We start from the raw sequence: 23444 nt of genomic DNA, 5'->3' as shown, positions 1-23444 counted from the left end.
TTTTCCGCGACCGTGGTTTTCTCGGTGGCATGGAAACCAAGACCGTCCTGGTCACCGGCGGCAACGCCGGGATCGGGTACTTCGTCGCCGAGCAGCTGGCCGCTCGCGGCGCCACCGTGGTGATCGGCAGCCGCAGCGCGGCCAAGGCCGAAGCCGCGCTCGGCTCGATCCGCACGCAGGTGCCGGGCGCGCAGGTGCGGCACATCCCGCTCGACCTCGCCGACCTCACGTCGCTCAAGGCGTCCGTGGACGCGCTGGAGCTGAGCCGCCTCGACGCCGTGGTGCACAACGCCGGCGTGTACCTCGACGGGCCCGAGCGCCGGGAAACCGCGGCCGGGCACGAGCTGACGTTCGGCACCAACCACCTCGGCCACTTCGCGGTGACGCACTGGCTCGCACCACTGCTGGCCGACGGCGGCCGGATCGTCACCACCGGCAGCTTCACCGCGAAACGCGCCGAACTCGACTTCGACGACCTCCAGAGCCGCAACGACTACGATCCCAAACGCGCGTACGCCCGGTCGAAGCTCGCGCAGATGCTGTGCGGCTTCGAGCTGGACCGCCGGCTGCGCGCGGCCGGCAGCAGCGCGATCAGCGTCGTGACGCACCCGGGCGGCGCGCTGGACTCGCTGACGCCGTCCCGGCCACCGGTGCACGTCCGCAAGCCCGGCCTCTCCCCCGCGGGGCTTCTGTTGCAGGGCAAGGACGCCGGGGCGTGGCCGGCCGTGCACGCGGTGCTCGAACCGGACGTCGAAGGCGGGCAGCTCTGGGGCCCGCGCACGCTCGGCATGCGCGGGCGGCCCCACCTCGAAACGGTGCGGGGCCGGCTGGCCGACGCCGAGGCCGCGGCCCGCGTCTGGGCGGCCAGCGTCGAGCTGACCGGAGTCGACCCGTTCGCCTAATTCCACAGTGGACACTCAACACAGTGGACACCGGATAAACCAGGTGCCGCGCGACGGGGCCGCCGGTAGCGTGGCCGGGTTGCCCGCCCGACTGGAGGAATCACCGTGGCCGACTCGTTCCCGATGCCCGAACCCTACGACCACGGGCTGCTCGACGTCGGCGACGGCAACCAGGTCTACTGGGAGGCCAACGGCAATCCCGACGGCAAGCCCGCGCTGGTCGTGCACGGCGGGCCCGGCGGGGGCGGGAAACGCAGCAGCCGCACGGCGTTCGACCCGGAGAAGTTCCGGATCGTCCGGTTCGACCAGCGCGGCTGCGGCCGCAGCCTGCCCCACGCCGGCGACCCGTCGGTCAGCCTGGCGCACAACACCACCGAGCACCTGATCGCCGACATGGAGAAGCTGCGCGAGCACCTCGGCATCGAGAAATGGCTGCTGTTCGGCGGTTCCTGGGCCCCGACGCTGATGCTCGTGTACGCCGAGCGGTACCCGGAGCGGGTCTCGGAGATGGTCATGATCGCCACGTTCACCTCCGGGCCCGAGGAGGTCGACTGGCTGTACCGCGACGTCGGCCGGCTGCTGCCCCGCGAATGGGAGGCGTTCCGCGACGCGGTGCCCGAGGCCGACCGCGAAGGCGACCTCCTCGCCGCGTACAGCCGGCTGTTGGTGAGCCCCGACGAGCAGGTCCGGCTCCGGGCGGCGCGCGCCTGGTGCACGTGGGAGGACGCCGTGATCGCGCATGAGTCGAAGGGGAGCCCGGGCCAGTACAGCGCCCGCGACGGCGCCGACCTCGTCGCGTTCGTCCGCATCTGCGCCCACTACTTCGGCCACGCCGGCTGGGTCGAACCGGGCGCGATCCTGCGCGACGTGCACCGGCTGCACGGCATCCCCGCGGTGTTCGTGCACGGCCGGCTGGACCTCAGCGTGCCGATGAAGCCCGCGTGGGACCTGGTCCAGGCGTGGCCCGGCGCCGAGCTCGTGGTCATCGACGACTCCGGCCACACCGGCAGCCCCGACATGGGCGAGGCGGTCAGGGCGGCCGTCGCGCGCTTCGCCGACCGCTGACCGGTCAAGCCAAGGCGTCGAAGACGACGTCCAGCCGGTGCGGGCTGTTCAGCGAAAGGCCCACCTGCCGCGGGACCTCGGCGCCGCCGGCGAGCCGGAAGTTCGTGGTGCGCGCCAGGAGCTCCTCGAACGCGATCGCCAGCTGGATGCGGGCGAAGTGCAGGCCGAGGCAGCGGTGGATGCCGAAGCCGAACGCCAGGTGGGGCACGTTCGGGCGGTCGAACACCAGCTCGTCCGGGCGTTCGAACCACACCGGGTCCCGGTTCGCCGCCGCGAAGAGCACCGCGATCCGGTCGCCCTCCTTCATCGGCACACCACCGACTTCGGTGTCGTGGACGGCGGTGCGCGCCATGAACGCGACCGTCGTCTCGTAACGCAGGAACTCCTCCAGCTCACGCTGCCAGCCGCCCGGGCGCCGCAGGATCGGCTCGACGTCCGGGCGCGTGGCCAGGTGGCAGGCGATGTTCGCGATCACGCCGCGGGTCGTGTCGAGGCCGCCGAGGAACAGCGTGGTCACCATGCCCAGCCGCTCCTCCACGGTGAGCGGGCGGCCGTCGACCGTCGCCGTCACCAGCGCGCGCAGCACGGTGTCCGCACCGCTCTCTTCGACCTCGGCCAGCGCCTCCATCGCCAAGCCCGCCAACGCCTGGAACGACTCGGGACTGCTGGTCAGCGCCGCCTGTTTCGCCGCCGCGACCCCGCGGGCCACCAGGTCCTGGTTCTCCGTGGCGAACACGATCCGCGCCAGCGAGCCGGCGCTGAACGGGACCGCGAAGTCCTGCACCACCTCGCACGCACCCTTGTCCACAAAGGACGCGACGGCGACGCGGGCGATCTCACGCATCTGCGGCTCGTACCGCAGCAGGAAGTTCCGCGCGAAGTACGGGTTCAGGATCTTCCGGTACTCGCGGTGCAGCGGCGGGTCGGTGTCGATCGGGATCACCCGCACCGGCACGCCGCGAATGCTCGGCTGCCCGGAGCTGAACCGCTCGGGGTCCGCGCAGACCGTGCGCACGTCCTCGTAGCGGGTGAGCACGTGGTAGCCGCCGTCGGCGCCGGTGTGCGGGATCGGCGACCGGATCCGCGCCGCGGCGGCCGCCGCCAGCAGGTTCTCGCGCTGGTCCTCGGCGTAGAGGTCGACGTTCGCCAGGATCTCCTCGACCGACTTGGCCATGCGTCCTCCCGGGTCGCAGGGGACTGTCCACCGTAGAACCGCCCCGGCGCGCCCGGCATCGGCCACGCGGGCGGAAACCCCGCGCGATCGAGTGCTCGGCCGTTCAGTCAGCTCGCGAAGTCGACCGAACGGCCGAGCTCGGCCCACCGGGCGCCCGGTTCTACGCCGAGGACCCGCGGCTCGGGCACGCCGTGGTCGATTTCGGGCCCCGGCTGGAATACCTGGCCCGGGCGGTGCTCATCGGCCTGCTGGCCTCAGCCGAGGTCGAGGACGCGTAACCACAGGTTCGTCGCCCCCGGCGCCTCGCTCTGGTGCAGCCGCTCGAGCCGGACCGGCTTCCCGTCCGGCCGGTCGAACAGCCGGACCCCGCCGCCGAGCAGCACCGGCGCGATGCACACGAAAACCTCGTCGAGCAGCCCCGCTTCGAGGCAGGACCGCCCGACCGTCGCGCCGAGCACGTTGACGTACTTCTCCCCCGCCGCTGCCTTCGCCGCGGCCACGCCTTCGGCCAGGTCGGCCATGAACGTCACCCCGGGCACCGGCTCGGCCGGCGCGTGGTGGGTCAGCACGAACTGCGGGCCTTCCCAGCCGCCGCCGAACGGCTTGCCCTCCTTCTCCGTGCCGCGGTGCGGGTCGTCCCCGCCGAAGGTGCGCGCGCCGACGAGCAGCGCCCCGATGTCCCCGATCAGCTCGCTGACCACCGGGTTCGGCCCGAGGTAGGGCACCGCCCACCCCATGTCCCCGCCCGGACCGGCGATGAACCCGTCGAGCGACATCGTGGCCGAGTACAGCAGCTTTCCCATGTCCTGCCTCCTAGTTCGCGCGTCTGCCCCGGTACTGACCGGGGCGGACGCGAAAACTCATCGCCTCAGCGGGGCAGGGCGCGCCAGGCCTCCCGGCGTTCACGCTGCCGCGCGGGGTCCGCGACCGGCGCGGCCGCCACCAGGCGCCGCGTGTAGTCCTCGCGCGGCGAGCCCAGCACCGACGCCACGGGGCCCTCCTCCACGACCTTGCCCCGGTGCAGCACCACGACCCGGTCGGCGACCTGTTCGACCACCGCGAGGTCGTGGCTGATGAACAGGCAGGCGAACGACAGCTCGCGCTGCAGCTCGGCCAGCAGGGCCAGCACCGACGCCTGCACCGAGACGTCGAGGGCGCTGGTCGGCTCGTCCGCGATCAGCAGCCGGGGCCGCAGCGCCAGCGCGCGGGCGATGCCGACCCGCTGGCGCTGGCCGCCGGACAGCTCGTGCGGATACCGTCCGGTCCACCGTGGATCGAGCCGGACGGCGGCCAGCAGCTCGGTCACCCGGGCCCGGTGGTCGCCGTCGAACCCGTGCACCACCAGTGGTTCCGCGATGCTCGCGCCGATCGTGGCGCGCGGGTTGAGCGCGGAGGCCGGATTCTGGAACACGATGCCGATCTGCCGCCGCACCTCACGCCACTGCCGGGCCGACGCCGTCGCCAGGTCGGTCCCGGCCACGCTGACCGAGCCCGCCGAGGGCGTCACCAACCCGGTCAGCACCGAGGAGATCGTGCTCTTGCCCGAGCCGGATTCGCCCACCAGGCCGAGCACCTCGTCGGCCGCCACGCTCAAGGTGACGCCGTCGACCGCGCGCACGGGAGACGCGCCGCCGCCCCGGCGGTAGGTGACTTCCAGGTCCCGCACCGAAACCAGCGCCTCGGCCTCCGACGCCGGCTCGTCGCCGGACCCGGTGCCCAGCGACAGCACGGCGTCCAGCAGCTCCCGGGTGTAGGCCGCCTTCGGCGCGGCGAACAGGTCCGTGACGGAGTTCTGCTCGACCACCCGGCCCTCACGCAGCACCACGACCCGGTCGGCGAGGTCGGCGACCACGCCCATGTCGTGCGTGACCAGCAGGATCGCCGTGCCCAGCCGGTCCCGCAGAGAGCGCAGCAGCTCCAGGATCCCGGCCTGCACCGTCACGTCCAACGCGGTGGTCGGCTCGTCCGCGACCAGCAGCGCGGGCTCGTGCACCAGCGCCATCGCGATCACCACGCGCTGCAGCTGGCCGCCGGACAGCTCGTGCGGGTACGAGCGCAGCACCCGCCCCGCGTCCAGCTCGACCAGCCCCAGCAGTTCCGACGCCCGCTTCTTCGCCTCCGACCGCGACACCTTGCGGTGCGCGCGAACGGCGTCGACGAGCTGCGTGCCGATGCGGAACACCGGGTTCAGCGCGCTCATCGGCTCCTGGAAGACCATGCCGATGTCGCCGCCGCGCACCTCGCGCATCGCGGCGGCGTCCAGGCCGTACAGCTCGCGTCCCGACAACACCGCGGAGCCGGTGACCGTCGCGGCCGGCGGCAGGAGGCCGAGCAGCGACAGGGCGGTCACCGACTTGCCGGAGCCGGACTCCCCGACCAGCGCGAGGACTTCGCCGGGGGCCACCTCGAAGCCGATCCCGCGGACGGCATCGGCGTCCCCGAACCGGATCGAGACGTCGCGCAGGACGAGCAGCTGTTCGGTCACGGCCCTACTTCGCCAGCCCGATCTGGAGGTAGTTGGGGTACGCCGGGAACTCGCCGATGGTGAAGTCGCCGACCTTCGAGCCGTGCAGGAACGAGTTGCGTGTGTAGATCAGCGGGACGATGGGCGAGTCCTGCAGGATCCGCCGGTCGGCCTGCGCCCACAGCTTGCCCGCCGCGGTCACGTCGACGGTGCCCTGCGCCTGCGCGATCAGCGCGTCCACCTCGGGCACCGAGTAACGCGACTCGTTGTAACCGCCGTTGCCGATCTCCGAGGTGCCGAACAGCGGCTCGATGTTGGCGTTGGCGCTGGGGAAGTCCGGCTGCCAGGAGCCGAGCGTCAGATCGTACGAGCCGTCGTTGCCGGTGACCACGGCCTCCCAGGCGTCCTCGTCGAGCGGGCGCAGCTTGGTCTGGATCCCTGCGCGCTGCAACGCGGCCTGGAGTGCTTGGGCCTTGTCGGCGTCGTTGTTCGAAGTGGACACCGGGAAGTCCAAGGGGCCGATCCCATTGGGGAAGCCGGCTTCGGCGAGCAGCTGCTTGGCCTTGGCCACGTCGCCGTTCGGCGGCGCCGGGTAGAGGTCGAACACCTCGCGCCCGGCGATGCCCTCGGTGATCAGCGTGGTGGCGATCGGGCCGGCCAGGTCGGCGCTGCCCGCGCTGGCGATCTGGTACGCGGTCTTGTCCACCGCGTACTGGAACGCCTGGCGCACCTTGGGATTGGCCAGCGGCCCGCGCTTGGTGTTGAGCGCGAGGTAGGCCAGCGCCCCGGACTTCGAGGTGACCAGCTGGTTCTTCGCCGCCGGGTTGGTCCGGATCTGCGCGAGCTGCGCGGGGTTGACGAACGACGCGCCGAACGCGGTGGCGTCGTTGCCGGAACTGGCCAGCAGCCGCTGGGCGACCACGCCGGTTTCCTGCCCCAGCTGGATCACGATCACGTCCGGCAGCCCGTTGCGCGCCTGGTCGGTCTTGGCGTCCCAGTTCGGGTTGCGGGTGAGCCGGACCGAAACGCCCTTGGTGTAGGCGGCCACCTGGTACGGGCCCGAGCAGACTGGCGTGGAGTCGTAACTGGCGTCCGTGCCCTTGCCCTTCGGCACCGGCGAGAACGCGGGCATGCTGACGATCCACGGCCAGTCGCCGTACGGGCGGGCCAGGTGGAACACGATCGTCTTCGAGTCCGGCGTCTCGATCGAGGCCAGGTCGCCGCCCTTGAACGGGCCGGTGTAGGAGGAACCGCCCTCCAGCAGGGTTTTGTGGTAGCCCAGGCCGCCGGAGAACGCGGCGTCGAACGAGCGCTCGATGCCGTACTTGATCTCGGCGCTGGTGATCGGCGTGCCGTCGGCCATCTTCTGGCCGTCCTTGAGGGTGAACGTCCAGGTCTTGCCGTCGGCGCCGGCCCGGCCGGTGTCGGTGGCCAGGTCCGGCACCACGGTGGCCGGGCCGTCGGCGGAGGTCTTCCACGCGGTCAGCTTCCGGTGGATCAGGCCGGTGGTGGTGATCGCCAGGTTCTGGCTCTTGGCCGGGTCCAGGTGCTGCGAGGTCTGGTCGGTGAGGATGTACAGCGTCCCGCCGGCCGAGACGGCGACGGACTCGCCGCCGCTGCCGGACTGCTCGTTCGCGTTGCACGCGGCGAGGAACGCCGCGGCCCCCGACACGCCGGCCGTCAGGCCCACTGCCCTCAGGAAGTCTCTGCGGTCCATGGTGTTTCCCTTTCTTGCCTACGTGAGCCGGGCGCGGGGGTCGAGCACTCCGTAGAGCACGTCCACCACGAAGTTGGCGAGGATGACGAAGAAGGCGGCGAACAGCGTCACGCCCATCAGCACCGGCAGGTCGACCTGGTGCACGGCGTCGACCATCAGGCCGCCGAGGCCGGGCAGCGCGAACACGCGCTCGGTGATCACCGCGCCGCCGAGCAGCGCGCCGAGGTCCACGGCGAACACCGTGATCACCGGCAGCAGCACGTTGCGCAGCGCGTACTTGCCGATCACCGTCCGCTCGGGCAGCCCGACCGCGCGCGCGGTGCGGATGAAGTCCTCGCCGAGGATCTCCAGCATCTGCCCGCGGGAGAGCCGGGCGTACACCGCGGCGTTGATGAACGCCAGCACCAGCCAGGGCAGCACCAGGTGCCAGGCCCAGTCGACCGGGCTCTGCGCGAGCGCGACGTAGCCGCTGACCGGCACCACGTCGAGGCTGAAGCCGAACAGCAGGATGCCCAGCAGCCCCACCAGGTACGCCGGGGCCGAGACGCCGGCCAGGGTGACGGTCATCGCCACCCGGTCCGCGGCCTTTCCCCGGCGCAGCGCGGAAAACACGCCGGTGGCGACGCCGGCGACCAGCCAGATGATCGAAGCGCCGATGGCGAGCGAGACCGTGACCGGCAGCCGGTCGCCGATCAGCGACAGCACCGGCTCGCTCTGCTGGAACGAGTAGCCGAAGCACGGCGCGGAGCAGACGATCGCCGTCGCGCCGGTGCCGAAGGTGCGGCCGCCGAAGATGCCGCCGAGGAAGTCCAGGTACTGCTGGATCCACGGTTTGTCGAAGCCCATGAACTGCCGCGCGATCGCCAGGTTCTCCGGGGTGCACGGCTTGCCGCAGGACATTCGCGCCGGGTCCGTGGGCAGCAGGTAGAACACGGCGAACGTGGCGAAGCTGACCACCAGCAGCACCACGAGCATGCCGCCGAGCCGGCCGCCGACGAAACGGAGTGCGCGATTCATCGGCGCACCGCCGTCTTCGGGTCGAGCGCGTCCCGCAGGCCGTCGCCGAGCATGTTGAACGCGAGCGTCGCGATGAACAGGGCGGCGCCGGGGAAGATCAGGAACATCGGGTCGGACTGCACCCAGTTGATCGCGTCGCTGATGGACCGGCCCCAGCTCGGCGTGGGCGGCGGGATGCCGACGCCGAGGAACGACAGCGCGGCCTCGAACCCGATGTTCGCCGGGATCGTCACGGTGCTCAGCACGATGATCGGCGCCCACAGGTTCGGCAGCAGCTCGCGGCGGAACACGTGCGCCCCGCCCGCGCCGAGCGCCCGGGCCGCGCGGACGAAATCGCGCCCGCGCAGGCTGAGCGTCTGCGCGCGGATCACCCGGGCGACCCGCGGCCAGCCGAACAGCCCGATCACGGTGATCAGCAGCAGCGGCCGCGGGATGGCGGCCGGGGCGACGGCGCCGAGCGAGATCATGAAGATCAGCTGCGGGAAGCCGAGCAGCACGTCGGTCACCCGGCTCACCACCGAGTCCCACCAGCCCCCGACGTAACCTGCGCTCGCGCCGAGCAGCACCCCGAGCACCACCGAGACCGCGGTGGCCGCGACGCCGATCAGGAACGACGTGCGCGCGCCGTAGGTGACGATCGCGAACAGGTCGCGCCCGGTCAGCGGCTCGACGCCGAACCAGTGGCTGCCGCTGATCCCGCCGAGCGCCCCGGCCCCGGCGCCGTTCGAGGGGTTCAGCAGTTCGGTGTGGTACGTGTACGGGTCTTGGCCCTCGATCAGCGCCAGCAGCGGCGCGGCGACGGCGGCCACCACGATCAGCACGATGATCACGGCGCTGGCCTGGGCCCAGCGATCGCGGCGCAACGCGTGCCAGAGGGTGCGCGAAGCCGCGGCGGGCACGGGCGGTCCACCCGGCGACAGGATGTCGGACACGGTTCCTCAGCGGCTCAATGGATCTTGACGACGGAACTCTAAAGAACACGAAGGGAATTCACCATGTTGGAGTAGTGCCTCCCACATCGTGGACAAGGTACTGCCGCCCGCCGCCGATCGCACCAGGACGCCCGAATCGGGCAAAAGACCACCGTGGTTGACAGCAGATCGCCTCGACCGCGAGAATCCTATAGGATTTTTGGTGCGAACGAGGGAGGACCGGTGGCTGCCGTCACGAAGGCCGAGGCGTTTCTCGTCGACCTGGAAGTGGAGCAAACCCGTACCGACGCGGTGCAGGCGTTCCTCAAGCAGGAGACGGTCTTCGTCGAGCTGACCACCGCCGACGGCGCGACCGGCCTCGGCTACTCCTATACGATCGGCACCGGCGGCAGCGCCGTGCTCGCGCTGCTGCGGGACCACCTGCTCCCCCGGCTCGTCGGGCAGGACTCGAGGCTGATCGAGGGTGTCTGGCGGGACCTGTTCGCCTCGACGCGGGCGACCACCGTCGGCGCGATCACCTCGCTCGCGCTGGCCGCCGTCGACACCGCGTTGTGGGACCTGAGGTGCAAGCGCGCGGGCGAGCCGCTCTGGCGGGTCGCGGGCGGGTTCCGGCCCCGGATTCCCTTGTACGACACCGAAGGCGGCTGGCTGCACCTGAGCACCGACGAGCTGGTGGCCGGCGCGCGGAAGTCCGCGGCGGCGGGCTGGGGCGGTGTGAAGGTCAAGGTCGGGAAGCCGACCGCGCGCGAGGACCTGGAGCGGCTGACCGCGGTACGCGAGGCCGTCGGCCCGCGGTTCGACCTGATGGTGGACGCCAACCAGTCGATGACCGCGGCCGAGGCGATCCGGCGGGCGAAGGCGTTCGAGCCGGTGGACCTGTTCTGGCTGGAGGAGCCGCTGCCCGCCGACGACGTCTCCGGCCACGCCCGGCTGGCCGCGGCCACCTCGATCCCGGTCGCCGTAGGCGAGTCGATGTACTCGCTCGCGCAGTTCCGCGACTACCTGCACCGCGGCGCGGCGTCGATCGTGCAGGTGGACGTCGCGCGCGTCGGCGGGATCACGCCGTGGCTGAAGGTCGCGCACCTGGCCGAGGCGTACCACGTGGAGGTGTGCCCGCACTTCCTGATGGAGCTGCACGTGAGCCTCACCGCGGCCATCCCGAACGGCCGGTACGTGGAGTACATCCCCCAGCTGCGCGCGATCACCACCGCGGAGATGACGATCGAGGACGGGCACGCGGTCGCGCCGGAAGCCCCGGGCCTGGGCATCGCCTGGGACCGCGACGCGATCGACGACCGCCGGGTCGCCTAAGCCTTTCGCGGGCCTGGGCGACGCTCTCGTGCGAGCGCGGCGGATGACGCTTTCACTGTACTGAGTGCAGGGCACGGGGCTTTCGCTGCGGCGCGCCGCTCACGGCGGCCAGCGCGGTGGCCGCAGCGGATGACGCTTTCCCCACGCTGAGTGCACGGAAAGCGTCATCCGCCTCCTGTGACAGCCGCGAAACCCGGCCGACGGCTGCGCGGATCACCTGTGCAGCCCCGTAATCCCCGCCCCGGCCGGGACCCGCGCGGCGGCGTGACAGCCGAGGCACGCGGGCACCGTGCGCACTCCCGAAGGCGCGGGCATGGCGACGACCGCGCCGGGCGCCGCGATCTCGTCACAGACCTCGTAGTGGTGGCCGAGCACCGCGCACACGCACTGGCACAGCCGGACCTGGTTCCGTATTCGGGCAGGCATCCTTGCCTCCTCACCGGTGAGCCCCAGCACCTCCAGGAAACCGCGGCCGCTCATCGGTGCCCGTGATTTCGCCGGGACGAGGGCGTTCCGGGCAACAGGTGTGCGCGGAGGTGAGCCCTCCCCGGCCCGCGGTCCATACGCCCCAATGTGGCGTTCGGTGCGCTCAACGTACCCAACGCCACATTGGGGCGGAAAAGGGCGGGCACCGGCTGGGCGGGTGGCCGAGCGAGCGCGGGTGGGCGAGCGCGCGCGGGCGGGCGGGCGGGCGAGCGCGGGCGAGCGCGGGGCGGCTAACTCTCGGCCGTCCGTGGCAGCGCAGCCTTGGCCTCGGGCAGGCCCGCGCGCACCTGGCGGTAGAGCCGTGGCACGGCCGGGGTGGGCAGTGACGGGGCGGCGCGCAGGTCGACCGGACCGGTCGCCGTGAGGTCGCGCAGCACGTGGTAGATGTGGCTGAGCGCGCGCAGCACCGGGTCTTTCGCCCGCTCGCCCGGGGCGGCCGGGGTGTAGGCGAACAGCGCGACGTCGGCCTGGGCCAGTGGTTGCGCCGCGGCCGGTTGCGGGCCGCCCGGGGGCGCGGCGGCCAGCTCCTCGACGGCCGCGGCCAGGGCCGTGCAGGCCGCGACCGGACCGTCCGGGTGCGCGGCGCAAGTGCTCGAAGGCCAGCGCACCGCGACGGCCAGCGCGCGGCCGTGGGTAGCCAGCGCGGCGTACAGCGAGATCCGGTGCCGCAGCCGCGGTGAGTTCGTGCCGCCGAGGATCGGGCGCTTGAGCGGACGGGCGACGAGCGCGAGCTGGTAAAAACGGTGGTCGAGGGCGCGGGCGAGCGCGTCGAAGTCCGCGGCGGGGCCGCTCTGCTTGCGGTCCAGCCGCCCGGCAGCCGCGGCGAGCAGCTCCCCCAGCGCGGTCAGCAGGTTGTCCCGCGCGGTGCGCACCGTGTCGCGTGTGGACAGTGGGGTGACGAGCAGCGCGACCACCAGCCCGACCACCGCGCCCGCCGCCGTCTCCTCCAGCCTGAGCACCAGCAGCCCCGCGGAGAACTCGTGCAGCACGGTGTAAAGCTGCCCGATCATGATCGTCATGAAGAAGATCATGTAGGCGTACGAAAGGCGCAGCAGGTAGAAGCCGCAGAACATGGCGCCGCAGATGGTGATCAGCACCGCCGCGGTGTTGCCCGCCGTCAGCTCCGCGAAGCCGATGGACGCGAGCAGGCCGACCAGCGTGCCCAGCACCCGGTTGAAGCCCTTGATGAACGTCTCGGTCCGCGTGGCCGTGCCGGTGAACATGATGAACGCCGCGAGCACGGCCCAGTAGTACCGCGCCGAGGACAGCTCCTTGCCGACCAGGATCGCCAGCCCGCCCGCGATCGCGCCCTGGATCGCCTGGCGGCTGACGAAGTCCAGGCGCGACAACGGGTTCCAGCCGCGGTGCCGGGCCGGCACGTCGCCGGCCATGGCCGCCGAGCCGGGCAGGTTGCCGAACGCGAGCCCGACCGCGGGCTCGAACTCGTCCGCCAGGTCGGCCCCCCGGTCTTCCGGCCGGGGCGCGTCGTTCAGCACCGTGACGATCTCCAGCGCGGCGGCGGCGAAGTGCCGGGCCGGCCACCAGCCGCCCGCGGTGCCGCCCGCGCGCTCGGCCAGGCTCGCCAGCCGGTACGCGACTTCGCTCGCGCCGCGGTCGTCTCGGCGGGCCAGCCGGTCCGCGACCTCCGCGGCGAGCACGCTCAGGCCCGAACCGCTGCGCACCAGCGCGTCGGCCGCCGTGGCCAGCTGGTCCAGCAGGTGGTGGGCGTCGACCATCGACCGCCGTAACGCGGCGGGCGAGCGCTCCACGGGCAGCGCGCCGGGCTGGGCCGACCAGCCCTCCACCATCAGCGCCGCCTCGGCCAGCCGGGCCTGCCGCGCCTGGAGCCGGCGGCGCAGCCGCCGTTCCCGCTTCGGATCGGTGTTCGCCAGCAGGTCGGCGCAGGTCCGGGCCAGCTCGCGGCCGCGGGCGTCGAAGGCACGCAGGACCCGGCGCAGGGTGCGGGTCGAATTCGTGCGCAGGACCGTGACCGAGAGCAGCAGCACCCACGCCGTGCCGAGCACGATCGCGAGCAGCAGGCCGGGCAGCATCGGGAGCGTGGCGTGCAGGAACGACGCGAAGAAGTAGCCCATCCAGCCCATGAAGCCGTAGAAGAAGAACGGCGGGCCGAAGCGGCGGACGAACACCGCCACGAACATGACCACCACGAACACCCCGAGCATCAGGTCCGCGTTCGTGCCGACCGCGACCCCGAGCAGCATGCCCAAACCGAGCGCGACCGGGAAGAACACCGCCGTGCGGGCCTTCACCCACGCGCTGCTGCCGTCGCCCAGCGCCATCGAGCCCATCATCGCGACGATGGCGCCGAGCAGCATCGAGATGATCGTGCCCATCGAGCCGGCGCCGGTGAACTTGGCGAACGCGTACTCGACCCCGAGCGCGCTCCCCATCGCCACCGTCGCCGATCCGGCGGTGCGCAGCCGGCTCAGCCCCGGGTCCGAAGCGATGACCCGATCCCAGACCTCGGTCCCTCTGGGCAGCACAAAACCCACCTTTCCCGGCGAAATGAGTGATCCTCGGTATGATACCGGTAATTATCGGTGTCATACAGGTGTTTCGGAGGACTCGTCCATGGAGCGGACCTTCCACGCCGGCGAGCTGGCCGATCGGCTGGCCGAGACCGGCGACGCGCTGGACGTGCTGGAGCTGGCCACGGCCGTGCTCGTGCGCAACTTCGAGCTGCTGCGGCGGCGCACCGGCGTCTACGCGGAGCTGGACCAGTCGGAGTACCTGCTGCTGCGCACGCTCGACGAGCTGGGCTCGGCGGACATCGGCACGCTGGCCGGCGCGCTGGGCCTCGACCCGTCCACCGCGGGCCGGCAGGCCTCGGCGATGCTGGGCAAGGGGCTGGTCGAACGCGGGCCGGCCGCCTCGGATCGGCGCCGCACCATCATCACCCCGACCGAGGAGGGCCGTCGCCTGATGGACCTCACCCGCACCCGGCGCCGGGACACCACCGCCGCCCTGCTCGGCGACTGGACCCCGGACGACCTGCGCACGTTCGCGCGCCTGCTGAACCGGCACAACAGCGCCGTGGCCCAGCGTTATCTGGTTTCGGCCGCGGACTGAGCCGCGGACTGGCTAGTCTCGCCCGCATGCGACGCTTCGAGGACGAAGACCTCACCGGCGCGGAGTTCCGCGAGTGCGACCTGAGCCGGGCCCGGCTGGTCGGCGTGGTCATGCAGGACGCCGAGATCGACGGCCTGGTCAGCGGGCTGGTGGTCAACGGGGTCGAGGTCAGCTCGTACGTCGAGGCCGAGCTCGACCGCCGGCACCCGGTGCGGCTGCTGATCCGCTCCGACGAGCCGGCCGACCTGCGAGAGGCCTGGCGGCAGCTGCGGGACGGCTGGGCCGCCACCGCCGAACGGGTCCGGTCCATGCCCGAGGGCAGCGAGCACCAGGGCGTCGACGGCGAGTGGTCGATGACCGAAACGCTGCGGCACCTGGTGTTCGTGCACGACTCGTGGTTCCGGCGCTGTGTGCTCGGGCTGACCGAACCGTTCACCGCGATGGGGCTGGGGCCGCCGTACGTGACCGATCAGGAGCTGGACCGGTCGGCCGACCCGAGCCTCGACGAGGTGCTCGCCGTGCGCGCCCGGCAGGCCGCCGAGGTCGAGGAGTGGCTGGCGCAGGTGACGCCCGAGCAGCTCGCGCAGATCGCGCCGGTGCCCGAGGACGAGCGATGGCCCCCGTACGCCAAGGGGCGGCGGGTCCGGCAGTGCCTCGGCACCGTGCTCAACGAAGAGCGGGAGCACCACGGGTTCTGCGTCCGCGACCTCGACAAGCTGGCGGCCCGGAAGAGCTGATCGTCAGCCGGTCGTCGTCTCGGCCAGGCCCGCGTGCCGGGTGCGCAGCTCGCGCTTCACGATCTTGCCGCTCGGGTTCTTCGGCAGCGCATCGGTGAACACGACGTACTTCGGGCACTTGTACCCGGCCAACCGGGTGCGCGCGTGGGCGATCACCGCCTCGGGCGTCAGCGTCACGCCCGGCAGCGGGACGACGGCCGCCGTCACCGCCTCGATCCAGTGCGGGTGGGCGACGCCGAACACGGCCACTTCCGCGACTCCGTCCAGCTGGTAAAGGACTTCCTCGACCTCGCGGCTCGCCACGTTCTCGCCACCGGTCTTGATCATGTCCTTCTTGCGGTCGACGACGGACAGGTAACCGTCCTCGTCCAGCACGCCGAGGTCGCCGGAGTGGAACCAGCCGCCGTCGAACGCGGCAGCGGTCTTGGCCTCGTCCTCGTAGTAGCCCAGCGTCGTGTGCGGGCTGCGGTGGACGATCTCGCCGACCTCCCCCGGCGGCACCGGCCGGCCCTGCGGGTCGACGATCCGCGTCTCGACGTTCAGCGACGCGCGCCCGGCCGAGCCCGCCTTCGGCAGCTGCTCGTGCGGGCGCAGGATGGTGGCCAGCGGCGCCATCTCGGTCTGGCCGTAGAAGTTCCAGAACTCCACGTCCGGCAGCCGCCGCGCCAGCTCCCGCAGCACCTCGACCGGCATCGGCGACGCGCCGTAGTAACCCTTGCGGAGGCTGGACAAGTCCGTGGTGTCGAAGGCTTCGTGCCGCAGCAGGGAGATCCAGACCGTCGGCGGCGCGAACAGTTTCGTCGCGCGCTCGCGCTCCACGGCGGCCAGCAGCGCCGCCGGGTCGGGACCGGGGAGGATCACGCTCGTCGCGCCGAGGTACACGTCGACGGAGAAGAAGCAGTCCAGCTGCGCGCAGTGGTACAGCGGGAGGGAATGGACCTCGATGTCGTCCCCGCTCATCGATCCGTCGATCGCGCACGAGACGTACTGCGCGATCAGCGAACGGCTCGACAGCATCACGCCCTTGGGCCGCGACTCCGTGCCGGAGGTGTACATCAGCCGCAGCGGATCGTCGTCGGCGATGAGGACGTCCGGGGCGCTTTCGTCGCCGGGCTCGTCGATCCAGGCGTCCACAGTGTCCCAGCCGTCCCAGCCCTCGGCGGTGCCACCGATCCGGCCGCGCACCGCGTCGCCGAGCCCGGCGCGTTCCAGCGCCTCGCGGGCCACCGGGAGCAGCGCGTCCTCTGCAATGAAGCCCGACGCGCCGGCGTGGCCCAGGATGTACGCGATCTCGTCCGCGCCCAGCATGAAGTTCACCGGCACCAGCACCACACCGAGCTTCGCGGTGGCGAACACCAGCACCGCGTACTGCCAGGAGTTGTGGCTCAGCAACGCCAGCCGGTCGCCCTTGGCGAGCCCGCGCGCGGCCAGCCGGTGGGCGCAGCGGTTCACCGCCCCGTCGAATTCCGCGTACGTGACCCGGCGCTCCCCCGCCACCACGGCGAGCTTGTCCGGGTGGCGCAACGCCGTCCGGCGGAGCAGGTCCCCGACGGAATGCTGGCGGGCGCGCTGGATCGCTTCGCCGGTTTCGGCGCTGAACGGGCTCGGCATAGCCGGAGTCTCGGCCACGCGACCGGCGCGCGCAAGCCATCGATGCGGCCGTTCGGCCCAGTCGGTAAGCTCCGGGCGCACCTCGGGGGAGATCGTGGACGACAGCAGCAGCACTGACGCGCCGGAGTCGCCGGACCGGCCGGACCTCACCGCCCGGCTGCCGCGGTTCCGCCTGGTCCGGCGGCTGTCCCGGACGAACATGAGCGAGGTCTTCCAGGCGCTGGATCTCCAGCACGGGCGGCCGGTGGCACTCAAGATCGTCAGCCGCGAGTTCCTGGCCGCGACGGGCGCGCGGGCCCGGTTCGAGCGGGAGACGCGGATCGCGCTGGGGCTCGACCACCCGAACATCGTGCCCGCCTACGACGCCGGCCACTCCGAGGACGGCGAGCTCAGCTACCTGGCGATGCGCTTCGTCGAGGGCACCGACCTCGGCAAGGTGCTCGACCACCGGCGGCTGCCGTTCGAGCAGACCGTGGAGATCGGCCACGCGGTCGCCGCCGCGCTCGACACCGCGCACGCCCAGGGCCTGGTGCACCGCGACGTCAAGCCGGGCAACATCCTGCTGGAGACCGATACCAGCCGGGTCTACCTGTGCGACTTCGGCATCGCCCGCGCCCTCGACCCGGCGCTGACCCGGGTCACGGCCACCGGCGGCTTCATCGGCACGCGGTATTACGCGGCCCCGGAACAGGAGGACGGCAGCGAGATCGGGCCGGCGGCCGACGTCTACGCCCTCGCCTGCGTGCTCTACCACTGCCTGGCCGGGCACCCGCCCGGCGCGCACTCGGACTTCACCCACCCCGGGCTGCCGGCGCTGCGGCGCGCGCTCGACCAGGATCCGGCCGCGCGGCCCGCGACCTGCCGGGAACTCGTCGACGACCTCGTCCGCACCACCCGCGAAGCGGAACGGGCCGCGCGACGTAAGCGACGCCTGCGTCTGATCGGCCTGCCCGCCGCCGCGCTGGTCGTGGTCGCGTTGCTGGTGACCTGGTTCGCCACCCAAGGACCGACCGACGCGAACAGCCCGGGCCTGGCCGGTGTCCCGGAGGCGTTGCGCGCGGACTGCACGACGGCCGACCATCCGATGGCCGGAGCCACGTCGTCGGTCACCTGCCGGGATCCGTCCGGGCAGTCGGCCACAACCGGCACCTTCGCGGATTCGAAACAGGCCGACAACGCGTACGCGGCGGCGCTCGCGGACTCCGGCGTCGCCCCGCACCAAGGTGACTGCACCACCGCGACCGGTGGCGAACACCGTTACCCCGCAACGGGTCCAGCCCTCGGCCGCGCGCTCTGCTACACGCGTGGCGGAACGTCCACTGTGGTCTGGACCGATGACGCGGCCCACTCCGTCAGCCGCGCGGAAGCGCCCGATGACGCCGCCCTGCGGAAGGCGTGGACCGCCTGGGTCGGGAACCCCGCCTTCCCGACCCGGGACGAGAGCGCGCTCGCCGACGTCGCCGCGGGCACCGGCTGCGCCCGCGCGGCCGCCGCGGACCTCGACGCCTACCCCGGCGCCGTCGCCGGCATCACCTGCACCCCGGCCGGCACCGGCGCCCGCTCCGTCTCCTACTACCGCTTCGCCGCGCTGCCCGCCCTGCGCAACGCCTTCACCGGGCTGGTCACCGCGGCGAAGGCGCCGAGCGGCAGCGCGTGCCCGGGCACGCCGTTCCTCGGTACGACCCGGTTCGACTGGCTCAGCGTCGACCTCGGCCAGGTGCTCTGCCGCCCCGGGCCGGAGGGCACCGTCGCGATGGACTGGAGCCTGGAGGCGTTCTCGATGATCGGGCACGTCACGGCCACCTCGCCGGACACCGCCGGCAGCTGGTGGACGCAGTGGCACATCGCGCCGCTGAGCCGGATCGTCGACGCGGTCAACACCAGCGCCTCGCCCGCCTTCCCGACGCCGGCCGAGCAGGCGCTGCTCGGGCACGTGCCGGCGCAGTCACGGCTGAACTGCGTGCGCCCGTCCCCGGACCAGAAGTGGCAGGACCTCGGCGCGGTCGCCCCGGTCGCGGCCGTCGCTTGTGGACGGACGAGCGGCGCCGGGCTGGTCGTCTACTACCAGCTGCCCGACGCCGCCACGATGGGCCAGGTGTTCAACAGCAGCGGCACCTCCGAGTACGCGTGCACCACCCTGCCCAAGGATTTCGCGGGCGACCAGCCCTACACCCGTGACGGCCGGACCGGCCGCCTCGCCTGCGGCGCCTACCAGGACGGCGAGCGGTATCTCAAGTGGACGGACGACCAGACCCGCATCGAGGCGGTCGCCCACCGCGGCAGCGAGCCGTTCGTGCTGATCGACTGGTGGACCCACGACGCGGGGCCGGTGTGAGCGGCTCAGCCGTTGACCGCGCCGCCCACCGAAGCGCTGCCGCTGATGTGCGTGCCGGGGGTGCCGGCCGAACCGCCGTGGGTGCTGCCGAACGGCTTGCCGTCGAACACCGCGAACATGTCGATCCCGCCCTCGCCGGTGCCGGAGTAGTCGATCTCGAGCGTCCAGTTGTGCGGTTTGCCGTCGGCGGCCACGGTCAGCGACTCGCGCCACGGCAGCTTCACCGCGCCGGTCTGCTTCTCGACGCCGTCGAGGGAGTACTTGATCGTGGTGATGTCGCCGCTTCCGGTGGCGTTCAGCACCAGCGTGTGCGGCTCGCGGTCCGGCACCTTCGGCGGCGCGGACGAGGACGGCTTCGGCGGCGGGGCGGAGCTGCTCGGCGCCGCGGCGGGGGCGGGGGTGCTGCCGCAGGCGGCGAGCGCCACCGGCAGCACGGCGAAGGCGGCTGAAACGGCGAGAACCCGCCTGGTACGAAGAAGCATGCGCGTACGGTATCGGCCCGGCACGGGACCGGTCCCCGATTCGAGAGGACCCGAGTTGACCATCTTCCGCGCGGAAGGCCCCACCCCGGCGAAGCCGCCGTGGACGAACCCGGGCGCCATCGTCGTCCGCGGGCTCACGGGCACGGCCGGGCTGCTGCCCGGGGAGTTCGCCCGGCTGCCGTTCGGCCGGAGCCCGGGCCCGGACGGCGTGGTCGCGGGCGAGGACGACCAGAGGGTCAGCCGCGAGCACGGCGCGCTGGTCCACCGGCAGGGCTGGTGGTGGCTGAGCAACAGCGGGCACACGCCGATCGAGTTCTCCCCCACCCGCCAGCTCCACGCCGACGACGACCCGGTCCCGCTGCCGCCGGGCTACACCACGTTGCTGGTGGTCGGCTCCGGCGGGCGCAAGCACCCGCTCGAGGTGCACGTGAACACCCCCGAGCACCACCGCCCGCTGCCGGTCGCGGGCCCGACCCTGGCCGGCCACGTCTGGGACCTCGACGCGGACGAGCGGCTGGTCCTGGCCGTGCTGGGCCAGCAGTACCTGCGCCGGGAGCCGCACCCGCAGCCCATGGGGCGCGCGCACGTCACGGAGCTGGTCGCGGAACTGCGCAAACTCGACGCACTCGAACCGTGGGACGTCAAACAGGTCGACCGCGTGATCGCCCGGGTCCGCGACCGGCTGTCGGCCCGGGGTGTGCACGGGCTCAAACGCAGCGAGGTCCCCGAGCCGATCGGCAACTCGCTCAACCACAACCTGCTGACGGAACTGACCCGCACCACGAACACGTTGACGCGCGCCGATTTGGCGCCACTCGACCGGCTGGACTGAGCCGCGCCGGCTCGAGTCGGCCGGCCGAGCTGGCTGCGGCGCGGCCGGCTCGCTCAGCTGCCCTTGGCGAAGACCCGCACGGCCACCGCGGTCGCGACGCCGACGACCGCCAGCACGATGCCGGCCAGAAGCAATCCCGCGGCGTTCAGGGCGAGGGCCGCCGTGGCGAAGAGCGCGAATTCCAGGATGAAGCGGGTCGGCTCGGGCGCGCGCCGTTTCGCCCGCGGCGCGACGACCAGCGCCCAGATCACCGCCGCGAACGCGGGCCACAGCACCGCTCCCACGATGTCGAGCAGCACGCCGCCGCCGAGGCGCGCACCCGCCACGGCGAGCCCCGCGAGCAGCGCCAGCTCCGTGAGGAACCGGACGACGAGCACGAAGCCCGCGAAGCCGCGCAGAACGGGAGTCGAGGTGGTCATGCCCCGCAGCGTAGCGGCCGGTCGGAGGCCGCGAGGCAAGACCGCCCGACCTCGCCGCCCGGAACCCCACCGCATCTCGCCCTTCGCCCGCCCGGCCAGGTCCCGCCGCTCCGCCCCAATGTGGCGTTGGTTGCGTGGAATGAGGACTGGGCGCAGAGTGCCTCCGTTGAGGGTGGTGGTGGGGCAGGGCTGGAGCACCGAACGCCACATTGGGGCGCATGGCCGCGGACCGAGAAGCAGCGCGCACAGCATCCGCTTTGTCCGAGATAACAGCGCACCGTGAACGTTTTGTACGGCACGTGTACCGGCTCCCGCCAGTCTGTCCCCACACCCACTCCGGGACGATGGAGGAACCGAAGATGAGATTCGCGAAACGCTCGCTGGGCATAGTCGCCTTCGCCGCCGCGGTCGTGCTGAGCGGGATGGCGCCGGCGATGGCGGCCGCCTCGAACGGCACCGTGCACACCGACTCCGGCGCGCCGCTGACCGTGCGCTCGGCCCCCGGCACCGGCGCGAGCTCGGTCGGCACCATCGCCGACGGCACCGCGATCGTGATCGACTGCCAGACCACCGGCGACAGCGTGACCGGCAAGTACGGCACCAGCACCGTCTGGGACCACGTGCCGGCCAGCAACGGCTACATCACCGACACCTACGTCTACACCGGCTCCGACGGCCGCATCGCGCCGGACTGCACGAACGTGCCGACGCCGCCGGCGAACACCTGCTCCACCACCGGCCTCGGCGACGGCAAGACCTGCGCGCAGGCCGTCGCGTACGCCAAGACCCGTGTGCACACCAACAACATCGACTCGTACAACGGCTGGTGCGACCGCATCAACGCGCAGAACTACGGTTTCTCGGCGAGCGGCTCCACCACCGCGTACGTGCACTGGACGCAGATCCCGGCCGCGTACAAGCACGCGGGCGACCAGAACGTGCCGGCCGGCGGCCTGGCGTTCTTCTCCAACGGCGGCTCGGGCCACACGATGATCTCGATCGGCGGCGGCCAGTTCCTGTCGAACGACATCCACGGCGCGGGCAGCTACACCCAGACCACCATCTCGGAGATCAAGAGCACCTGGGGCCAGACCTACCTCGGCTGGTCGCAGCCGTGGTTCAAGGTGAACCACTGACCGCAGGCAAGGCATCCGAAGGCCCCGTCCGGGAGAAACCGGGCGGGGCCTTCGCCATGCCGCGAAACTGCGCAAAGACGCTGTCAACCCCTTGCGAACAGTCATTTTCCGCGGTTTTCCAGGTCCGGGAAGGCGTGTCATGGTCAGCACCACGACTTCACCGGCGAAGGGAATCCGCGATGACTCTGGACACCGCCTCCTCGGCCCTGCTCGCGGACATCGTGCGCCGGAGCCCGGCCGAGGACGAGTTCCACCAGGCCGTGTCCGAGGTGCTCGAAGCCATCCAGCCCGCGCTGCGCCGTGACCCCGGCCTGCGGGACGCCGCGCTGCTGGAACGGCTGTGCGAGCCCGAGCGGCAGCTCATGTTCCGGGTGGTCTGGACCGACGACGAGGGCCGGGCGCACGTCAACCGCGGCTTCCGCGTCGGGTTCAGCTCCGCGCTCGGCCCGTACAAGGGCGGCCTGCGGTTCCACCGCAGCGTCCGCCTCGGCACGGTCAAGTTCCTGGCCTTCGAACAGGTCTTCAAGAACGCGCTCACCGGCCTCGGCATCGGCGCGGGCAAGGGCGGCTCGGACTTCGACCCGGCCGGCCGGTCCGACGCCGAGGTGATGCGGTTCTGCCAGGCGTTCATGACCGAGCTGCACCGCCACATCGGCCCGCGGACCGACGTGCCCGCGGGCGACATCGGCGTCGGCGGGCGCGAGATCGGCTACCTGTTCGGCCAGTACAAGCGGCTCACCAACCGGTTCGACGCGGGCGCCATCACCGGCAAGGACCCGCTCATCGGCGGCAGCCTCGCGCGGCCCGAAGCGACCGGCTACGGCACGGTCTACTTCCTCGACGCCGCCCTCACCGCGCGCGGCGAGCGCCTGGACGGCCGGACCGCCGTGGTCTCCGGCGCGGGCAACGTCGCCTTCCACGCCATGGCGAAGCTGCGCGAACTCGGCGCCACCACCGTCGCCTGCTCGGACTCCGGCGGCTACCTGCACGACCCCGCGGGCATCGACCTCGACGTGCTGCACGAGGTCAAAAACGTGCGGCGGCAACGACTTTCGGCGTACGTCGGGCACGTGCCGTCGGCGCGCTTCTTCCCCGGCGAGACGCCGTGGGAGGTGCCCTGCGACGTCGCGGTGCCGTCGGCGACGCAGAACGAACTGGACGAGCCGGCCGCGATCTCGCTGGTGAAAAACGGCGTGCTCGGCGTGGCCGAAGGCGCCAACATGCCGTGCACCCCCGCGGCGGTCCAGGTTTTCCGCGACGCCGGCATCGTGTTCGCGCCCGGCAAGGCGGCGAACGCGGGCGGCGTGGCCACCTCGGCGCTCGAGATGCAGCAGAACGCGGCGCGCGAGCACTGGACGTTCGAGGAGACCGACCGGCGGCTCAAGGCGACCATGACCGAGATCCACACCCGCTGCCTCGCGACCGCCGACGAGCACGACGCCCCGGGCGACTACGTCACCGGCGCGAACATCGCCGGGTTCCGCACCGTGGCGAGCGCGATGTCCACTCTCGGCCTGATCTGATTTCCGGGCCGAGCACCTTACGGCGGACCACTCAGTACCACTGGACCGGGTCCGGCCGGGCAAACCGGGCCGAGACTGGCCCTCCCGCGAACCCTTCACCGGATACACCCCTGCTGCGCGAGCTGGTGGCCAGCAGGGGTTTTTCGCGTCCTCCCGCCAATCCGCGCCAGACGCCGGTAACCGGTCGTACACGCAGAGTCAAACCGGCTGT

General features: G+C 72.1%; 20 protein-coding genes. 9 read left to right on the top strand and 11 right to left on the bottom strand.

The window, feature by feature from the left end; genetic code table 11:
- Window positions 1-29: 29 nt before the first annotated feature.
- Entirely contained in the window at window positions 30-902 is an 873-nt protein-coding gene (locus tag OG371_RS38690) for an SDR family NAD(P)-dependent oxidoreductase (RefSeq protein WP_329061208.1), read from the top strand.
- A gap of 105 nt (window positions 903-1007) precedes the next feature.
- Complete coding sequence (gene pip, locus OG371_RS38685; protein WP_329061206.1) at window positions 1008-1967, top strand: prolyl aminopeptidase; 960 nt, start codon at window positions 1008-1010, stop codon at window positions 1965-1967.
- Window positions 1968-1971: 4 nt separating this feature from the next.
- On the opposite strand, the gene OG371_RS38680 is transcribed toward pip, so the two are convergent.
- The 6 genes from OG371_RS38680 to OG371_RS38655 form a co-directional block, all read right to left on the bottom strand.
- Entirely contained in the window at window positions 1972-3141 is a 1170-nt protein-coding gene (locus OG371_RS38680; protein ID WP_329061204.1) for a cytochrome P450, read from the bottom strand.
- Window positions 3142-3395: 254 nt separating this feature from the next.
- On the bottom strand, window positions 3396-3944 hold the full coding sequence (locus OG371_RS38675) for a dihydrofolate reductase family protein (RefSeq protein ID WP_329061202.1): 549 nt from the start codon (window positions 3942-3944) through the stop codon (window positions 3396-3398).
- 65 nt (window positions 3945-4009) lie between these two features.
- A complete protein-coding gene (locus OG371_RS38670) occupies window positions 4010-5626 on the bottom strand; it encodes an ABC transporter ATP-binding protein (RefSeq protein ID WP_329061200.1) in 1617 nt (538 codons plus the stop codon).
- Window positions 5627-5630: 4 nt separating this feature from the next.
- The gene (locus OG371_RS38665; protein ID WP_329061198.1) at window positions 5631-7322 is read right to left on the bottom strand and encodes an ABC transporter substrate-binding protein; all 1692 of its coding nucleotides are present in this window, start codon (window positions 7320-7322) and stop codon (window positions 5631-5633) included.
- A gap of 18 nt (window positions 7323-7340) precedes the next feature.
- Complete coding sequence (locus OG371_RS38660) at window positions 7341-8339, bottom strand: ABC transporter permease (protein WP_329061196.1); 999 nt, start codon at window positions 8337-8339, stop codon at window positions 7341-7343.
- Window positions 8336-9271 (bottom strand): ABC transporter permease, encoded by a 936-nt coding sequence (locus tag OG371_RS38655; RefSeq protein ID WP_329061194.1) that lies wholly within the window; start codon window positions 9269-9271, stop codon window positions 8336-8338. Before OG371_RS38655 ends, OG371_RS38660 begins: the two co-directional genes overlap by 4 nt.
- A gap of 222 nt (window positions 9272-9493) precedes the next feature.
- Here OG371_RS38655 and OG371_RS38650 point away from each other — a divergent pair, with 222 nt between their 5' ends.
- On the top strand, window positions 9494-10582 hold the full coding sequence (locus OG371_RS38650) for a mandelate racemase/muconate lactonizing enzyme family protein (RefSeq protein WP_329061191.1): 1089 nt from the start codon (window positions 9494-9496) through the stop codon (window positions 10580-10582).
- Window positions 10583-10795: 213 nt separating this feature from the next.
- Here the strand turns inward: OG371_RS38650 and OG371_RS38645 are convergent, their stop codons facing one another.
- Complete coding sequence (locus OG371_RS38645) at window positions 10796-11008, bottom strand: hypothetical protein (RefSeq protein ID WP_329061189.1); 213 nt, start codon at window positions 11006-11008, stop codon at window positions 10796-10798.
- Window positions 11009-11298: 290 nt separating this feature from the next.
- Window positions 11299-13572, bottom strand: coding sequence for an FUSC family protein (locus tag OG371_RS38640; RefSeq protein ID WP_329061187.1), 2274 nt, complete (start codon window positions 13570-13572; stop codon window positions 11299-11301).
- 88 nt (window positions 13573-13660) lie between these two features.
- Between OG371_RS38640 and OG371_RS38635 the strand changes: the two genes are divergently transcribed.
- The gene (locus OG371_RS38635) at window positions 13661-14158 is read left to right on the top strand and encodes a MarR family winged helix-turn-helix transcriptional regulator (RefSeq protein ID WP_329061185.1); all 498 of its coding nucleotides are present in this window, start codon (window positions 13661-13663) and stop codon (window positions 14156-14158) included.
- A 26-nt stretch (window positions 14159-14184) separates the two neighbouring features.
- Window positions 14185-14895 carry a DinB family protein gene (locus tag OG371_RS38630; RefSeq protein ID WP_329061183.1) on the top strand — a complete coding sequence of 237 codons (711 nt, stop codon included), beginning with the start codon at window positions 14185-14187 and terminating at the stop codon, window positions 14893-14895.
- 3 nt (window positions 14896-14898) lie between these two features.
- Here the strand turns inward: OG371_RS38630 and OG371_RS38625 are convergent, their stop codons facing one another.
- Window positions 14899-16506 carry an acyl-CoA synthetase gene (locus OG371_RS38625; protein ID WP_329061181.1) on the bottom strand — a complete coding sequence of 536 codons (1608 nt, stop codon included), beginning with the start codon at window positions 16504-16506 and terminating at the stop codon, window positions 14899-14901.
- Window positions 16507-16600: 94 nt separating this feature from the next.
- Here OG371_RS38625 and OG371_RS38620 point away from each other — a divergent pair, with 94 nt between their 5' ends.
- On the top strand, window positions 16601-18841 hold the full coding sequence (locus OG371_RS38620) for a serine/threonine-protein kinase (RefSeq protein ID WP_329061179.1): 2241 nt from the start codon (window positions 16601-16603) through the stop codon (window positions 18839-18841).
- A gap of 5 nt (window positions 18842-18846) precedes the next feature.
- On the opposite strand, the gene OG371_RS38615 is transcribed toward OG371_RS38620, so the two are convergent.
- Window positions 18847-19323, bottom strand: coding sequence for a hypothetical protein (locus tag OG371_RS38615; protein WP_329061177.1), 477 nt, complete (start codon window positions 19321-19323; stop codon window positions 18847-18849).
- Between the two features lie 55 nt (window positions 19324-19378).
- Here OG371_RS38615 and OG371_RS38610 point away from each other — a divergent pair, with 55 nt between their 5' ends.
- Window positions 19379-20155: an FHA domain-containing protein gene (locus tag OG371_RS38610; RefSeq protein WP_329061175.1), complete on the top strand. Its 777-nt coding sequence runs from the start codon at window positions 19379-19381 to the stop codon at window positions 20153-20155.
- Window positions 20156-20208: 53 nt separating this feature from the next.
- Here OG371_RS38610 and OG371_RS38605 read toward each other — a convergent pair whose 3' ends face one another.
- Entirely contained in the window at window positions 20209-20574 is a 366-nt protein-coding gene (locus OG371_RS38605) for a DUF2568 domain-containing protein (protein WP_329061173.1), read from the bottom strand.
- A gap of 359 nt (window positions 20575-20933) precedes the next feature.
- Between OG371_RS38605 and OG371_RS38600 the strand changes: the two genes are divergently transcribed.
- Entirely contained in the window at window positions 20934-21710 is a 777-nt protein-coding gene (locus OG371_RS38600) for an SH3 domain-containing protein (RefSeq protein ID WP_329061171.1), read from the top strand.
- A 179-nt stretch (window positions 21711-21889) separates the two neighbouring features.
- Window positions 21890-23233, top strand: coding sequence for an NADP-specific glutamate dehydrogenase (gdhA, locus tag OG371_RS38595; RefSeq protein WP_329061169.1), 1344 nt, complete (start codon window positions 21890-21892; stop codon window positions 23231-23233).
- Window positions 23234-23444: the final 211 nt, after the last annotated feature.

Source organism: Amycolatopsis sp. NBC_01480 (assembly GCF_036227205.1).
Classification (GTDB): domain Bacteria; phylum Actinomycetota; class Actinomycetes; order Mycobacteriales; family Pseudonocardiaceae; genus Amycolatopsis.
This window is presented reverse-complemented; position numbering and strand designations above follow the sequence as displayed.

What these genes read in the sequence shown, in the direction of transcription:
- OG371_RS38690 (WP_329061208.1), top strand. Translation starts at nt 30, where the DNA reads ATGGAAACCAAGACCGTCCTGGTCACCGGCGGCAACGCCGGGATCGGG.
- OG371_RS38680 (WP_329061204.1), bottom strand. Translation starts at nt 3,141, where the DNA reads ATGGCCAAGTCGGTCGAGGAGATCCTGGCGAACGTCGACCTCTACGCC.
- OG371_RS38675 (WP_329061202.1), bottom strand. Translation starts at nt 3,944, where the DNA reads ATGGGAAAGCTGCTGTACTCGGCCACGATGTCGCTCGACGGGTTCATC.
- OG371_RS38665 (WP_329061198.1), bottom strand. Translation starts at nt 7,322, where the DNA reads ATGGACCGCAGAGACTTCCTGAGGGCAGTGGGCCTGACGGCCGGCGTG.
- OG371_RS38660 (WP_329061196.1), bottom strand. Translation starts at nt 8,339, where the DNA reads ATGAATCGCGCACTCCGTTTCGTCGGCGGCCGGCTCGGCGGCATGCTC.
- OG371_RS38645 (WP_329061189.1), bottom strand. Translation starts at nt 11,008, where the DNA reads ATGCCTGCCCGAATACGGAACCAGGTCCGGCTGTGCCAGTGCGTGTGC.
- OG371_RS38635 (WP_329061185.1), top strand. Translation starts at nt 13,661, where the DNA reads ATGGAGCGGACCTTCCACGCCGGCGAGCTGGCCGATCGGCTGGCCGAG.
- OG371_RS38630 (WP_329061183.1), top strand. Translation starts at nt 14,185, where the DNA reads ATGCGACGCTTCGAGGACGAAGACCTCACCGGCGCGGAGTTCCGCGAG.
- OG371_RS38625 (WP_329061181.1), bottom strand. Translation starts at nt 16,506, where the DNA reads ATGCCGAGCCCGTTCAGCGCCGAAACCGGCGAAGCGATCCAGCGCGCC.
- OG371_RS38615 (WP_329061177.1), bottom strand. Translation starts at nt 19,323, where the DNA reads ATGCTTCTTCGTACCAGGCGGGTTCTCGCCGTTTCAGCCGCCTTCGCC.
- OG371_RS38605 (WP_329061173.1), bottom strand. Translation starts at nt 20,574, where the DNA reads ATGACCACCTCGACTCCCGTTCTGCGCGGCTTCGCGGGCTTCGTGCTC.
- OG371_RS38600 (WP_329061171.1), top strand. Translation starts at nt 20,934, where the DNA reads ATGAGATTCGCGAAACGCTCGCTGGGCATAGTCGCCTTCGCCGCCGCG.
- gdhA (WP_329061169.1), top strand. Translation starts at nt 21,890, where the DNA reads ATGACTCTGGACACCGCCTCCTCGGCCCTGCTCGCGGACATCGTGCGC.